General features: G+C 47.7%; 13 protein-coding genes. 10 read left to right on the top strand and 3 right to left on the bottom strand.

Translation table 11 applies throughout. The features are described 5' to 3' along the window. Nucleotides 1-13: 13 nt before the first annotated feature. Both IC571_RS08600 and IC571_RS08595 read left to right on the top strand, forming a co-directional pair. Nucleotides 14-898, top strand: a complete 885-nt coding sequence (locus tag IC571_RS08600) for a dienelactone hydrolase family protein (RefSeq protein ID WP_215316012.1) — start codon at nt 14-16, stop codon at nt 896-898. A gap of 6 nt (nt 899-904) precedes the next feature. Then, on the top strand, nt 905-1678 hold the full coding sequence (locus IC571_RS08595) for a ZIP family metal transporter (protein ID WP_215316011.1): 774 nt from the start codon (nt 905-907) through the stop codon (nt 1676-1678). A 6-nt stretch (nt 1679-1684) separates the two neighbouring features. Here the strand turns inward: IC571_RS08595 and IC571_RS08590 are convergent, their stop codons facing one another. Next, nucleotides 1685-2515, bottom strand: coding sequence for a sulfurtransferase (locus tag IC571_RS08590; RefSeq protein WP_215316009.1), 831 nt, complete (start codon nt 2513-2515; stop codon nt 1685-1687). Nucleotides 2516-2557: 42 nt separating this feature from the next. Continuing rightward, nucleotides 2558-3664: an SRPBCC family protein gene (locus IC571_RS08585; RefSeq protein WP_215316008.1), complete on the bottom strand. Its 1107-nt coding sequence runs from the start codon at nt 3662-3664 to the stop codon at nt 2558-2560. 161 nt (nt 3665-3825) lie between these two features. On the opposite strand from IC571_RS08585, the gene xseB reads away from it, so the two are divergent. Genes xseB through folE2 form a run of 4 tightly spaced genes read left to right on the top strand, consistent with a single transcriptional unit; the run spans nt 3826 to nt 7741 of the window. After that, entirely contained in the window at nt 3826-4059 is a 234-nt protein-coding gene (xseB, locus tag IC571_RS08580) for an exodeoxyribonuclease VII small subunit (RefSeq protein WP_173956315.1), read from the top strand. A gap of 7 nt (nt 4060-4066) precedes the next feature. Then, nucleotides 4067-4966, top strand: a complete 900-nt coding sequence (locus tag IC571_RS08575; RefSeq protein WP_215316006.1) for a polyprenyl synthetase family protein — start codon at nt 4067-4069, stop codon at nt 4964-4966. A 20-nt stretch (nt 4967-4986) separates the two neighbouring features. Continuing rightward, a complete protein-coding gene (gene dxs / locus IC571_RS08570) occupies nt 4987-6888 on the top strand; it encodes a 1-deoxy-D-xylulose-5-phosphate synthase (protein WP_215316004.1) in 1902 nt (633 codons plus the stop codon). Nucleotides 6889-6913: 25 nt separating this feature from the next. After that, on the top strand, nt 6914-7741 hold the full coding sequence (gene folE2, locus IC571_RS08565) for a GTP cyclohydrolase FolE2 (RefSeq protein ID WP_215316002.1): 828 nt from the start codon (nt 6914-6916) through the stop codon (nt 7739-7741). Between the two features lie 16 nt (nt 7742-7757). Here the strand turns inward: folE2 and tsaD are convergent, their stop codons facing one another. Beyond that, the gene (gene tsaD / locus IC571_RS08560) at nt 7758-8831 is read right to left on the bottom strand and encodes a tRNA (adenosine(37)-N6)-threonylcarbamoyltransferase complex transferase subunit TsaD (RefSeq protein WP_215316001.1); all 1074 of its coding nucleotides are present in this window, start codon (nt 8829-8831) and stop codon (nt 7758-7760) included. A 77-nt stretch (nt 8832-8908) separates the two neighbouring features. Here tsaD and rpsU point away from each other — a divergent pair, with 77 nt between their 5' ends. The 4 genes from rpsU (at nt 8909) to rpoD (ending at nt 14436) form a co-directional block, all read left to right on the top strand. Beyond that, nucleotides 8909-9121, top strand: a complete 213-nt coding sequence (gene rpsU, locus IC571_RS08555) for a 30S ribosomal protein S21 (protein ID WP_011903537.1) — start codon at nt 8909-8911, stop codon at nt 9119-9121. A gap of 105 nt (nt 9122-9226) precedes the next feature. Then, complete coding sequence (locus IC571_RS08550; protein ID WP_215315999.1) at nt 9227-9673, top strand: GatB/YqeY domain-containing protein; 447 nt, start codon at nt 9227-9229, stop codon at nt 9671-9673. A 40-nt stretch (nt 9674-9713) separates the two neighbouring features. Then, entirely contained in the window at nt 9714-11660 is a 1947-nt protein-coding gene (gene dnaG, locus IC571_RS08545; protein WP_215315997.1) for a DNA primase, read from the top strand. Between the two features lie 232 nt (nt 11661-11892). Next, nucleotides 11893-14436, top strand: a complete 2544-nt coding sequence (rpoD, locus tag IC571_RS08540) for an RNA polymerase sigma factor RpoD (RefSeq protein WP_215315995.1) — start codon at nt 11893-11895, stop codon at nt 14434-14436. The last annotated feature ends 7 nt before the right edge of the window (nt 14437-14443 follow it).

Below are 14443 nucleotides of genomic sequence, written 5' to 3'. Positions count from 1 at the left end.
GGAGGCAGACATCATGAGTGAAAAAACACAAGATCAAAGCAGAAGAAGTTTCATAAAGACATCCGTTGCAGGGGCTGCGGCAACCACCTTGGGCGTTGGTTTTGTCGCTGCAGCAGATCCCGTGTTAGCCGCTGCGATTGAAACGGATTTCAAGGGTATCAAAGCGGGTGAGCAAATGATTCCGGTAGGCGGCTTTCAATTGCCTGCCTATGTTTCTCGCCCGGAGAAAGCCAAAGGTAACTTGCCTATCGTGATTGTGGTGAGCGAAATCTTCGGTGTGCACGAATACATTGCTGATGTCACAAGACGTTTTGCCAAATTAGGATATTTGGCAATTGCCCCAGAATTTTTTGTCCGTGCTGGTGATCCGAATACATATGGAACGGTCGCCGATATCTTGACCAACATTGTGGCCAAGACACCCGATGCGCAAGTCTTAAATGATCTACAGGCAGCTTTAGTATGGGCTGGCAAAAATGGCGGGGATTTAAAACGTGTTGGCGTTACCGGCTTTTGTTGGGGTGGCCGCATTACCTGGCTATCAGCAACATTGCCACAAGTGAAAGCAGGCGTGGCTTGGTATGGGCGCTTAGTTGGTGAAAAGACTGAGGGCAATCCACGCCATCCCGTTGAATTGGCTACCGACTTAAAAGCCCCAGTGCTCGGCCTCTATGGTGGTGCTGATCCTGGCATTTCTTTAGAGAGTGTTGAGCAGATGCGCGCTGCACTTGCGCAAGCAGCTGCCAAGAATCCTGCTGCTAAAGCATCAATGATTGAAGTCTACCCTGATGCACCTCATGCATTCCATGCGGACTATCGCGCAAGCTATCGTGAGGGGTCTGCAAAAGATGGTTGGGAAAAATGTATCGCCTGGTTCAAGAAAATGGGCGTTGCTTAATACTTTATGACCGTCTTACAAAGCATTCTTCTGGTAACGGCTCTTGCGGGTACTGCGAGTGCGCTGGTTGCCGCTAGTTGTTCCTTGGCTTTGCTTGCAAAGATGGTTAACAACATGGTGAGCCTATCAGTAGGCATTCTGTTGGCTACCGCATTACTCCATTCGTTGCCGGAAGCTTTTAGCATGCAGTCCACCAATCCGCAGTTGTTGTTTGCAACGCTATTAGCGGGCTTATTGGGATTCTTCTTACTAGAAAAAATTGCACTATTACGCCATGACCATCACCATGAAGGTGACGGTCACCACCATCACCACGGACATGATGCCGAGAATGCGGGTCGTAGCGGCTGGATGATTCTAGTGGGTGATGGTTTGCATAATTTTGTTGATGGTATTTTGATTGCCGCTGCGTTTATGGCTGACTATCAGGTTGGCATCTTTACAGCGATTGCCATCATCGCGCATGAGATTCCACAAGAGATCGGTGATTTCATCGTGTTGCTGAATGCCGGATTCTCACGCACTCGTGCCTTGCTCTATAACTGCATTTGCGGCTTATCCGCGGTGGTTGGCGGTGTGCTGGCATATTTCTTTTTAGAAAAAGCCCATGTAGCCATGCCGTATTTGTTGGTGATTGCCTCTAGTAGTTTTATTTATATCGCGGTCAGTGATTTGATTCCCCAAATGCACCGTCGCCCACACTGGGCTGAGTCATTGCGTCAAACGATCTTGATTGCCTGCGGTGTGGGATTCGTGGTGCTGCTCTCAATGATTCACTAAAGTGAATTAGGTTTCAATTGGTCTGCTGCTATCGGCACACCATTCGCTCCAGCTGCCCGCATAAAGACGTGAGCCTCTAAGGCCAGCAACTTCCATGGCTAATAGATTGTGGCAAGCTGTCACACCAGAGCCACATTGATGAATCACTTGCGCTGGCTTATGTGGGCCGAGCAATTCCACAAAGTCTTTAAAAAGATGTTCGGCTGATTTAAAAGCAGTAGCTGATAAGTTTTCTTTAAAGAAATGATTGAGTGCACCCGGAATGTGGCCGCCTACTGGATCTAATGTTTCGTTTTGCCCATGAAAGCGATCATTGGCGCGCGCATCGATCACGATATGGTTTTGAGATTGCAAATTACCCGCTACCTCATCTACCAAAACCAGTCCTTCGTACGGTCTTGCTGCAATCGGGGTGGGTGATGGCGTAGGTTTGCGTGGCACTGTACCCATAGGACCATTCCAGGCATCCAACCCACCATCTAATACTTGCACCTTGGCATGACCAGTGGCCTTGAGCATCCACCAAAGACGACTAGCATAGACAGAGCCTTGTTTATCGTAAGCGACTACCAAGGTATTTGGGTTAATGCCTAAGCGAGTCTTAGTATGTGCCCACGCTTCAGGCGTGGGTAATGGATGCCTACCGTTTTTGCCAGTTTTGGTGCCTGATAGGTCTTGATCGAGGTCGACATAAATCGCACCTGGAATGTGACTTTCTTCGTAGGCTTTTTTGCCTGCTTGGGTGTCTACTAAATCAAAGCGGCAATCGCAGAGTAATACGTTTTCACCACTATTAATGATTTCTTCTAACTGGTTTGCGGTAATTAGAGGAGTCATGATGCTTCCTATTTTGTGGTGGCGAGAAAGTGCTTACTGAGATTATGCGCCTTGAAAGTTCATGACGCGTCGATACCATTCATGGAAATGTTGCATGCCATCTTCCATGGGGCTTTGGTAAGGGCCAACCTCATTTACACCGCGCGCAAGTAAGGCTGCTCTACCCTGATCCATGCGTTCGGCGATTTCATCATCTTCGATGCAGGTTTCCATGTAGGCGGCGCGTTCTGCTTCTACAAATTCACGTTCAAATAGAGCGATTTCTTCTGGGTAGTAGAACTCAACGATGTTGCGTGTTTTATTGACGCCCATTGGGTGTAATGTCGATACACACAGCACGCCTGGATACCATTCCACCATCACATTGGGGTAGTAAGTTAGCCAGATTGCACCATGGCGTGGGGCTTTGCCATTGAATTGGCGCAGAACTGCTTCATGCCAGTGACGGTATGTTTGTGAGCCTGGCTTTTGCAAGTCTTTGTGAATACCCACGGTTTGTACGCTATGCCATTCACCAAATTCCCAGTGCAAGTCTTCACAAGAAACAAATTTTCCTAAGCCTGGATGAAAAGGAACGACATGGTAGTCCTCGAGGTAAACCTCGATAAATGTTTTCCAGTTGTAGTTGCAGTCGTGCACTTCAACATGGTCGAGCATGTAGCCATCAAATTGGAGATCATCAGCAACACCCAGCTTTGCAAGATCAGCGCGCACATCGCGTGGACCCTCAAACAAGAGACCTTGCCAATTTTGTAGTGGTGATTTGCCAAGGTTTAAACAAGGCTTATCTTCAAAGTGTGGCGCGCCCAAGAGATTGCCGCCTAAGTCATAAGTCCAGCGATGTAATGGGCAAACAATATTTTCGGTTTTACCTTTGCCGTTAAGCATGAGCGCTTGACGATGACGACAAACGTTGGAGAGGAGTTCAACACCCTCTTGATTGCGCACCAGAATGCGACCCTCGTTTTCAGCGCCCAAAGTTTGATAGGAGCCCACTTCAGGCACCATGAGTTCGTGGCCTACATAGCCAGGACCCTGCTTAAAAAGCAGTTCAATTTCCCGCTGATATAAGTCAGCGTCAAAATATGCCGAAACCGGCAGTTGTAGATTGGACGGCGCAAGCTGCTGCGCGGTAGCCAGATTAGTCATTCTCCCCACCCCCGAAAACGTCAGCCGAAGCTAAGCGGAATAACCAATCCAACCATCGACGGATCGATATTGGAAAGGAAGGGGGGAATTATACCCATCCGGGGGTCTTCTCGCTTTAATATGTAGGGCTATTCGTGTGGGAAATCAGAAGGAAACTGCTTATGGCAAGCAAAAAGTCAGAGAGTTCAAAACCAGGCCTTGAAGTCCAAATTGATCCAGATCTGCGTTACGAGCAGGCTGTGAAGGAGCTAGAAAAGCTCATTTCCGACATGGAGTCTGGCAAATTTTCCCTTGAAGAGACCTTGTTGGCGTATCAACGTGGCGCAGCCTTGCTCAAACATTGCCAAGGCGTTCTTGCTCAAGTAGAGCAACAAGTGCGCGTATTCGAGGCTTGAGGCTTAATTGACAGCAATTGCATTTCAAGAGTGGCTCAGCACACGCTCTGAACGAGTGGAGTCAGTTTTAGAGCGTTTACTCGATTCACCACAAACCATTCCCCATCGTTTACATGAGGCGATGCGATACGCCGCACAGGGTGGCGGTAAACGGATTCGTCCTTTATTGGTTTATGCGGCTGGTCAACTAGGGGATGCAGTCTCATCACAAAAAACAGAAATGCTTGATGCCGCTGCAGTAGCAGTCGAGTGTATTCACGCGTATTCATTAGTGCATGACGATATGCCGTGTATGGACGACGATGATTTACGTAGAGGTAGACCCACTGTTCATAAAGCATTTGATGAAGCAACTGCATTATTGGTTGGCGACGCATTGCAGACGCGAGCATTTGAAGTTTTAGCCAATACCTCTGGCGATGCAAATCAACGCTTACGCATGATTGCGTGTTTAGCAGCTGCTTCAGGATCGCGTGGCATGGCAGGCGGCCAAGCAATTGATCTAGAAAGTGTGGGCAAAAAATTAGATGTGGCAGGCTTGAAGCAAATGCATGCCATGAAGACAGGCGCATTACTATCTTGCGCGGTTGAATTAGGTGGTATTGTCGCCAATCTCAATGCAGATCAACTGGCGCAGTTAAGTCAGTACTCCAAAGCGCTGGGCTTAGCGTTTCAAATTGTGGATGATGTCTTGGATGCGACGGCCGATAGCCAAACACTCGGAAAGACTGCTGGGAAAGACGCTGCCGCCAACAAGCCAACCTATGTGACCTTGATGGGTTTAGACTATGCACAGCAGCAGGCTAAAGAATTGCAAGAAATCGCCATGAGCAGTTTGGATGGTTTTGGCAATCAAGCTCAAGCCCTAAAAGATTTAGCTCTATTGGTAGTCAATAGGGGTAAATAAAGAATTAATGCAATAACGTAATGACTTTACTTTCGATTAACTCTCCTGATGATCTAAGAAAACTGACGCGCGAAGAGCTTCCGGCTCTTGCTGATGAGTTGCGTCAATTTGTTTTGGATTCTGTTTCTAAAACCGGCGGCCACTTGTCCTCCAACTTGGGAACCGTAGAGTTGTCGATTGCTTTGCACTATGTATTTGATACCCCACGGGATCGAATCGTCTGGGATGTGGGTCACCAAAGTTACCCACACAAAATCTTGACAGGCCGTCGTGACCGTATGAATACCTTGCGTCAGTACAAAGGCCTTTCAGGATTTCCGCATCGAGCTGAGAGTGAATATGATGCCTTTGGTACCGGGCACTCTTCCACAAGTATTTCTGCCGCAATGGGCATGGCACGCGCTTTTCAAACAAAGGGTGAGCGTCAAGTCGCTGTTGCAGTGATTGGCGATAGCGCGATGACCGGTGGCATGGCTTTTGAGGCCATGAATAATGCTGGCGTCTATGACGATTTGCCTTTGGTGGTGATTTTGAATGACAACGATATGTCGATTTCACCAGCGGTGGGCGCTCTCAATCGCCACCTTGCGCGATTGTTGAGTGGCAATATTTATTCCACTACCAAAAAGGGAATTGATAGTGTTCTTTCAATTGCACCTCCTTTGCGTGAGTTTGCAAAACGATTAGAAGATCATGCCAAAGGTATGGTTTCACCAGCGACGATCTTCCAAGAATTTGGTTTTAATTATTTCGGTCCGATCGACGGCCATGATTTGGATGCGCTTGTACCAATGTTGCAAAACGTGCGCCGTTTAGCCTTGGAGGGTCGCGGACCCCAGTTCTTGCATGTCGTGACCAAAAAAGGTCAAGGGTATGAGCTCGCTGAAGCCGATCCGGTTTTGTATCACGGCCCTAGCAAATTTAATCCGCAGGAAGGCGTTAAAAAAGCAGCTGCCAGCAAGAAAACCTTCACTCAAGTTTTTGGTGAATGGCTTTGCGACATGGCTCACGCTGATCCGATGTTGATCGGCATTACGCCTGCGATGCGCGAAGGCTCTGGTCTCGTAGAGTTTGAGAAGAATTTCCCCAGGCGTTATTACGACGTAGGAATTGCTGAGCAACATGCGGTTACTTTTGCGGCCGGCATGGCTTGCGAGGGCATGAAGCCAGTGGTGGCAATTTATTCCACATTCTTGCAACGTGCCTATGATCAATTGATTCATGATGTGGCTTTGCAAGATTTACCCGTTCTGTTTGCGCTCGATCGTGCGGGATTGGTGGGTGCCGATGGCGCAACCCATGCTGGCGCGTATGACATTCCTTTCTTGCGCTGCATTCCGAATATGTTGGTGATGACGCCAGCAGATGAAGCAGAGTGCCGCGATTTATTGACAACGGCATTTCATCAACCGCATCCAACCGCAGTGCGTTACCCCCGCGGTTCCGGTGTGGGCACTACTCCATCAAGCGAGTTGCGCACCTTGCCATTAGGAAAAGGTGAGATTCGTCGTAAGTCATCTGCACCTGCAGGCAAGAGAGTGGCAATATTGGCATTTGGCACGCTGCTTTACAGCGCTTTAGAAGCCGCCGAAAGTTTTGATGCTACCGTGGCTAATATGCGCTTTGTTAAACCATTAGATGTGGATTTGATTCAATTGCTTGCGGCAGATCATGATTACTTTGTCACCATCGAAGATGGTGCGATCGCTGGTGGTGCTGGCAGTGCTTGCTTAGAGGCACTCACAAAATTAGGAATTCAGAAGCCCTTACTTCAGTTAGGCCTTCCCGATGAGTTCATTGAACATGGCGACTATCAGTTGCTGATGACCAAGTGCGGCCTGGATGTTGAAGGCGTTACAAACTCCATAAAGCAGCGTTTTCCGGTGGTATTCGTGGCAAATTCAGTGATTTCAGGCAAATAAGATCGTTTTGCTTGAAAATAGAGTTATGAATGACATGAACCCCGCCTTTCTCAAAGCTAGTGCAATGCCTGACGTGCAGTCCACTTTGGACAAGCGCGCCTTGCCTATTGAGCAAGTTGGTATTCGTGGGGTACGTCACCCATTAATGATTCGCAGCAAGACTGGTAACTTTCCATCAGTTGGCACTTTTGAGATGGACGTGGCTTTGCCAGCACATGTGAAGGGTACGCACATGTCGCGTTTTATGGCGCTGCTGCAAAAGCAAGAGCAGGCAGTTGATAGCACTACAGTAGTTGCTTTGGTGCGCGAGATGTTGCCTTTGCTTGACGCTAAAGAAGGTCATGTGCAATTTACCTATACGCACTTCGTGAAAAAAGCAGCGCCTGTATCGGGTGTTGAGAGCCTAATGGATTACGAAGTGACTTGGATGGCAACGGCCAAACAAAATGTCAGTGGTGCAGCAGACATTGAATTGGGTTTACGTGCACAAGTACCAGTCATGAGTTTGTGTCCATGCTCAAAAGAGATTTCAGAATTTGGTGCTCACAATCAGCGTTCCCACGTCACGATGACAGTAGCCTTAGATTCAGCAACGCAAATGACGGTAGAAGATTTGGTTGCCGCAGCAGAGAGCGAAGCATCCAGTGAGCTATGGGGTTTACTCAAGCGCCCAGATGAAAAGTGGGTCACTGAGCATTCTTACAGCAATCCTAAATTTGTTGAAGATTTGGTGCGTGATGTGGCTGGCCGTTTAAAGGCGGAACAGCGTATTCAGTCCTTTGTGGTCGAGGCTGAGAACTTTGAGTCGATTCATAACCACAGCGCGTTTGCCAGAATCTCCCACCAGAAATAAAGCACGCTTAAGTAAGCTAAACCAAGTTATTACTTTGCAAATCCCAGCGGGGTTTGATATCAAAGGCTCCAGATGTTGTGGAGTCATTATTTTTGCTCAGCAAACGCAGTGCTCCAGCAAATGCAATCATGACGCCGTTATCAGTGCATAGTTCTAGAGGCGGGTAGTGCACTTCAAAGTTATTCTTCGTGGCTTTTTCATTCAGCGCATTACGCAGTTGTAAGTTGGCGCCTACACCACCAGCAAGAACTAAGTGTTTGCAACCCGTTTGCTTGAGTGCTTTCTCAGACTTGCTAACGAGTACGGCGACGATGGCATCGACAAAACTTCTGGCAAGGTCAGCATGAAACTGCGCCACTTCAGCAGAATCTGTCACAGATTGCGCTTCAAACTTTTTGACTTGATTGAGGACGGCAGTCTTTAATCCTGAGAAAGAAAAATCCAGATCGCCGGAGTGCAACATCGGTCTAGGTAAATCAAAAATGCCGACACGACCTTTTTCGGCTAATTTGGAAATCGCGGCACCACCTGGGTAATCCAAACCCAACAATTTGGCAGTTTTATCAAAGGCTTCGCCAGCAGCATCATCCAAGGTCTCACCCAAAAGTTCATATTGGCCTATGCCGGAAACTTTCATGAGTTGGGTGTGCCCACCAGAAACCAAGAGGGCGATAAAGGGAAATTGCGGGGCAGTTTGACCCAAAAGCGGGGAAAGGAGGTGGCCCTCTAGGTGGTGAACCCCGATAGTGGGTAAATTGAGGCCTTGGGCTAAGGATTTGGCAAAAGCACTGCCAACTAGGAGGGCTCCGGCCAAACCGGGACCTTGGGTGAAGGCAACTGCATCAATATCACTCAATTTGAGGCCGGATTGACTTAAGGATTGGTCTAAAAGGGGTAAAACACGACGAATATGGTCTCGGGAGGCCAGCTCAGGAACAACACCCCCATAATCCCGGTGCATGGCGATTTGGGAGTGCAAACCCTGGCCTAGAATGCCTAAAAATGCAGGTTTTCCGGCTTCCCAGGGGTTGGTGTCGTAAATCGCCACCCCAGTCTCATCACAGGAAGTTTCTATGCCTAAAACAATCATTTTTCGCTTGGTCGTGCTAGAATCGCAATTCAGTTAATTTTTTCGATACCCATCGAGCATATACGAGTTAAATAAGTATGACTACAGTCCGCCTTCGCGAAAACGAACCATTTGAAGTGGCATTGCGCCGTTTCAAGCGCACCATTGAGAAAAATGGTCTTTTGACAGACTTGCGTGCACGCGAGTTTTACGAGAAGCCAACGGCTGAGCGTAAGCGTAAAAAGGCTGCAGCTGCTAAGCGCCATTACAAGCGTATTCGCAGCCAAATGTTGCCTAAGAAGCTTTACTAATAGAATTTAAAGCTCTCTTCACCGAGAAGCTTTGAAACCCGCTGACGGTGAAACGCAGCGGGTTTTTGCTTTTTAAACACCACCTCAGAAAACTAGGATCGTCCCATGAGTTTGAAAGATCAAATCACTGAAGATATGAAATCCGCAATGCGTGCAAAAGAAACTGCACGCCTAGGAACTATTCGTCTTTTATTGGCCGCTATTAAGCAACGTGAAGTGGATGATCGTATTGTGCTCGACGATGCAGCGGTGATTTCTACGGTTGAAAAAATGATCAAGCAGCGCAAAGATTCTATTTCTCAGTTTGAGAAAGCGGGACGTGATGATCTAGTTGCGGTTGAGTCTGCTGAGATGGTGATATTGCAAACCTACTTGCCAGCCCAAATGTCAGATGCAGAAGTGGAAGCGGCGGTTGCTGCGGCGGTAGCATCTACTGGTGCGGCAGGCCCGCAGGATATGGGCAAAGTGATTGGTGTATTAAAAGGGCAGTTAGCTGGTAAGGCCGATATGGGTAAAGTGTCTGGCTTAGTAAAAGCTGCTCTAGCGAAGTAACTCACTAGTAAAACCCAGAAAACCGTCTCATACTGATCGTATGGCGCTCATTCCACAATCCTTCATTGCCGATCTGTTAAATCGGGTCGATATTGTCGATGTGGTTGGGCAGCATGTGAAGTTAAAAAAGGCTGGCGCAAACTACCAAGGTTTGTGCCCTTTTCACTCAGAGAAGTCACCATCATTTTCTGTTTCACCAACTAAGCAGTTCTATCACTGCTTTGGATGCGGCGCCCATGGCTCTGCAATTAGTTTCTTGATGGAGTATTCAGGACTGGGTTATGTCGATGCGATTGAAGAGCTTGCGCGTTCTGCTGGACTAGATGTTCCGCGCGAAGAGCGCACCGCCAATGATGTTGCACGCCAACAGCAAGCAATGGCCTTAAGTGAAGTGATGAGCTCAGCAGCAGATTGGTATCGCCAACAACTCAAAGGAAGCACGCGCGCAGTTGAATACCTCAAAGGGCGCGGCCTGACGGGTGAGATAGCGAAGCGCTACGCTCTCGGCTATGCCCCTGATGGTTGGCAAGGGTTAGAAGCAGTCTTTGGGCCTTACTCAAATGATGAAATTGCGAAGACTCTTGTAGAGGGTGGTCTGATTATTCAGGGCGAGCAGTCTGAAGGTGCGCCGGTGAAGCGTTATGATCGCTTCCGCGATCGCATCATGTTCCCAATTCGCAATCCAAAAGGGCAAACCATTGGATTTGGTGGACGCATTTTGGATCAAGGCGAGCCCAAATATTTAAATTCTCCAGAAACACCATTGTTCTCAAAGGGCAATACGCTTTATGGATTGTTTGAAGCAAGACAAGCCATTCGCGCTAAAGAGTATGTCTTGGTGTGCGAGGGATATATGGATGTTGTGGCTCTTGCGCAGTTGGGTTTCCCAAATGCAGTAGCGACATTAGGTACTGCTTGTACCGCAAATCACGTACGCATGTTGCTGCGTCAAACGGATAAAGTGGTTTTCTCATTTGATGGTGATGCAGCCGGGCAGCGGGCGGCGCAACGTGCACTTGAAGCTTGCTTGCCACTTATGTCTGACGATAAAGAGATTCGTTTCTTATTCTTGCCAACAGAGCATGACCCAGATAGTTATGTCAGGGCATATGGTGAAGCCGCTTTTGAAAAAGTGATTAAAGAAGCGATGTCTTTATCGAGTTTCTTCTTTAAGGTTGCCAGCGAAGATCATGAGTTGACTACGCCAGAGGGCAGGGCTCAGACGCACCATGCGGCCAAGCCTTTACTCTTGTCTATGCCACCGATTGCCTTGCGTACGCAAATACTACGTGAGTTGGCTATTCGAACCAACACCACTCCTGCGGAGTTGGAATCATTCTGCGGTCTCACTGTAGTTCCTGCTCCTGTGCAGACATCGCCCTATCAGGCGACACAAGCAAAATCGACATATGTAGCAAATAATCCTAGTGGCTTAGGTAATCGACAGGGTGCACCATGGCAAGCATCTAAGGGCTCTGCAAAACGCATCGCTACGCAAGCGATCGAACCACCAAAAGCACCAATGGATTTAGCAGAACAAATTTTGCGAGTGCTGATTCAGTTTCCCCATTTGGGTAAGGCGTTGAATGAAGGTAATCGTATGTTGGCATTAAAGGCTGCAGAGCAACGCTCAGCAAATGCTTTGGTATTGATGACAGATTTATTAGTGCAATGTAATCAGGTTGAACTGATTCCAGATGAAAGTGGCAAGTTGACGGTCGGCGCAGGATCATTTGCAATGTTCCAGGATCAACTCTCCCGCAGCGAACTTGCACCCATGTATGAGGTATTAAGAAAGCGCATTATGGGTAGCGATGTTGAGCTTGAAGGCGCCTCTGCCGACTTAGAAGGGGCTCTCAATAAGTTGGAGAAAGCGAGCCTGAAGCAGGAAATGACGGAAATTGCCCAAAAAATTGCTGCGGGCAATTCCAGCGAACAAGATAAGGTCCGATATCGGGAATTGGGCGAAAAGCTGAAATTTGCCTAAAATTTCCTGAAATACCCCTAGAAATCACCTGAAAATGCCCAATATTTTTAGGTAAGCGGGGGTCAAAAAAGTCGCAATCGACTATAATCCTCTGTTCCCAAGAAAAAAACGAATTAATTCAGCCACTTGCGCTTAGTTTTTAGGAAATTTTGGGTGTAAGTGAGTAAATAAGTTACGTGACTGTTCTTCAACAGTCACGATCAACAACCGTTATGTGAGTAAGTGCTAATAAATGCCGAATACCAAGACCAAAAAAAACGCTAAACCTGCCCCAAAAGCAAAGGCACCTGCTAAACCAGCACCAAAGAAAGCTGCAGTAAAGGCGAAAGCACCTGCAAAGCCGGCAGCTAAGGCGAAGACACCAGCCAAGCCAGCCCCAAAAGCGAAGGTTGCAGTAAAAGCAAAAGCGCCTGCTAAGCCCGTTGCTAAGGCAAAAGCGCCAGCTAAACCTGCACCGAAAGCAAAGGCCCCAGCAAAGCCAGCAGTAAAAGCGAAAGCACCTGCAAAGCCAGTTGCTAAAGCAAAAGCGCCAGCTAAGCCTGCACCGAAACCGAAAGTTGTTGCGAAGGCCCCCGCTAAACCAGCACCAAAATCTAAAGTTGTTGCGAAAGCTCCCGTAAAAGCGGAGAAGCCAACTAAGGCAACAAAAGCAGAAGTAAAAGTAGAGCCAGCAAAAAAAGGTAAGGCTACTGCAAAGGTTGAAGAGGTAAAAGAGTTAAAAGGCAAAAAAGCGAAAGCGGTTGAGGCTGAGGTTGTTGCTCCTCAAGAAGAGAAGAAGCGCGGCCGCAAAGCTAAAGAAGCTGCCACAGATGGCGCAGAGCCAGTATTAACTGATCGTCAAAAAGCGCGTGAGCGTAAGGCTAAAGAAAAAGCCCTCTTAAAAGAATTTGCTGCACAACAATTAGGTACTGAAGAACAACAAGAGTTACGCCGTGCCCGCTTAAAGACTTTGATCAAGATGGGTATGTCCAAGGGTTACCTGACCCATGGCGAAATGAATGACGTGATGTCTGATGAGTTATCTGATGCGGATGCATTGGAAACTTTGATCAGCTTGTTAAATGACATTGGTATTACCGTTTACGAACAAGCGCCAGACGCAGAAACATTAATTCTGTCAGATAACACCGCAGCCGCAGCTTCTGAAGAAGAGGCTGAAGAAGAGGCTGAAGCTGCACTTTCTACTGTGGACTCTGAGTTCGGACGCACAACCGATCCAGTACGTATGTATATGCGTGAAATGGGTACGGTAGATTTGTTGACTCGCGAAGGCGAGATCGTCATCGCGAAAAAGATTGAAGCTGGCCTCAAAGATATGGTGATGGCTTTGTCCGCATGCCCTGTAACCATTGCCGAGATTCTCAGTAACGTAGACAAGATTGCCGCCGGTGAATTAGAGATTGACCAATTCGTGGATGGCTTAGTCGATCCAAATGCGGAAGACATCAAGTTAGGACCTGAAGAGTCTGAAGTAGATCCTGATGCTGAAGACGGTGAAGAAGACGGTGACGACGAAGGCGGTGGCGGCGGTGGTGCTGCAACTGCGAATGCCAAGCAATTAGAAGAATTAAAGCAAATCTCACTAGAGAAATTTGCAATCGTTCGCACTCAAGCAGAAAAAATGCGCCGTGCCTTTGATAAAGATGGCTACAACTGCCCTGCTTATGTCAAAGCACAAGATGCGATTCGCGCAGAATTACTAGGTTTCCGTTTAACAGCGAAGAGTGTTGAGAAATTATGTGACACCATGCGCGCCCAGGTAGATCAAGTTTGGAAATTGGAGCGCGGCATCGTTAGCTTGCTGGTTGATAAAGTAGGCGTGAATCGTGGTGAAGTATTAAAAGATTTCCCTAAGATGTCTATGAACTTAGGCTGGACAGATAAGTTGCTCAAAGAGGGCAAGCCATACAGCGCGCTCTTGCAACGTAACGTTCCGGCGATTCAGGAATTGCAACAGAAGTTAATTGACATTCAGAAGAATGTAGTTATTCCATTGCCTGAACTCAAAGAAGTAAATAAACAAATGATCGCGGGCGAGAAGCGTGCCCGTGAAGCGAAGCGTGAGATGACTGTAGCCAACTTACGTTTGGTTATCTCGATCGCCAAGAAATACACCAACCGTGGCTTGCAGTTCTTGGATTTGATCCAGGAAGGCAACATTGGTTTGATGAAGGCGGTAGATAAGTTTGAATACCGTCGTGGTTATAAGTTCTCAACTTATGCAACTTGGTGGATTCGTCAGGCGATTACTCGTTCGATTGCTGACCAAGCGCGTACGATCCGTATCCCTGTGCACATGATTGAGACCATCAATAAGATGAACCGTATCAGCCGTCAGATCTTGCAAGAAACTGGTCATGAGCCAGATGCAGCAACCTTGGCGCTGAAGATGGAGATTCCAGAAGATAAGATCCGCAAGATCATGAAGATTGCGAAAGAGCCAATCTCGATGGAAACCCCAATTGGTGATGATGAAGATTCTCATTTAGGTGACTTCATTGAAGACGGAAATACCCTTGCTCCTTCTGAAGCGGCATTGCATGACTCCATGCGCGATGTTGTGAAGGATGTATTGGACTCACTTACGCCACGTGAAGCAAAAGTATTGCGTATGCGTTTTGGTGTAGAGATGAGTACAGACCATACTCTTGAAGAAGTGGGAAAACAGTTTGACGTCACTCGTGAGCGTATTCGTCAGATTGAAGCGAAAGCACTCCGTAAGATGCGTCATCCAAGCCGCAGCGACAAGCTCAAGACTTTCCTCGAGGAAGATTGAGCCAAAG

It is taken from the genome of Polynucleobacter sp. MWH-UH2A, assembly GCF_018687195.1.
Classification (GTDB): Bacteria; Pseudomonadota; Gammaproteobacteria; order Burkholderiales; family Burkholderiaceae; genus Polynucleobacter.
Note: the sequence above shows the minus strand (reverse complement) of the source record. Positions and strands in the feature narration are given on the sequence as shown.

Excerpts from the sequence above, each read along its gene's own strand:
- folE2 (WP_215316002.1), top strand. The coding sequence starts at position 6,914 with ATGAATGACATGAACCCCGCCTTTCTCAAAGCTAGTGCAATGCCTGAC.
- IC571_RS08585 (WP_215316008.1), bottom strand. The coding sequence starts at position 3,664 with ATGACTAATCTGGCTACCGCGCAGCAGCTTGCGCCGTCCAATCTACAA.
- dxs (WP_215316004.1), top strand. The coding sequence starts at position 4,987 with ATGACTTTACTTTCGATTAACTCTCCTGATGATCTAAGAAAACTGACG.
- xseB (WP_173956315.1), top strand. The coding sequence starts at position 3,826 with ATGGCAAGCAAAAAGTCAGAGAGTTCAAAACCAGGCCTTGAAGTCCAA.
- IC571_RS08590 (WP_215316009.1), bottom strand. The coding sequence starts at position 2,515 with ATGACTCCTCTAATTACCGCAAACCAGTTAGAAGAAATCATTAATAGT.
- tsaD (WP_215316001.1), bottom strand. The coding sequence starts at position 8,831 with ATGATTGTTTTAGGCATAGAAACTTCCTGTGATGAGACTGGGGTGGCG.
- dnaG (WP_215315997.1), top strand. The coding sequence starts at position 9,714 with ATGGCGCTCATTCCACAATCCTTCATTGCCGATCTGTTAAATCGGGTC.
- IC571_RS08595 (WP_215316011.1), top strand. The coding sequence starts at position 905 with ATGACCGTCTTACAAAGCATTCTTCTGGTAACGGCTCTTGCGGGTACT.
- IC571_RS08550 (WP_215315999.1), top strand. The coding sequence starts at position 9,227 with ATGAGTTTGAAAGATCAAATCACTGAAGATATGAAATCCGCAATGCGT.
- IC571_RS08600 (WP_215316012.1), top strand. The coding sequence starts at position 14 with ATGAGTGAAAAAACACAAGATCAAAGCAGAAGAAGTTTCATAAAGACA.
- rpsU (WP_011903537.1), top strand. The coding sequence starts at position 8,909 with ATGACTACAGTCCGCCTTCGCGAAAACGAACCATTTGAAGTGGCATTG.
- rpoD (WP_215315995.1), top strand. The coding sequence starts at position 11,893 with ATGCCGAATACCAAGACCAAAAAAAACGCTAAACCTGCCCCAAAAGCA.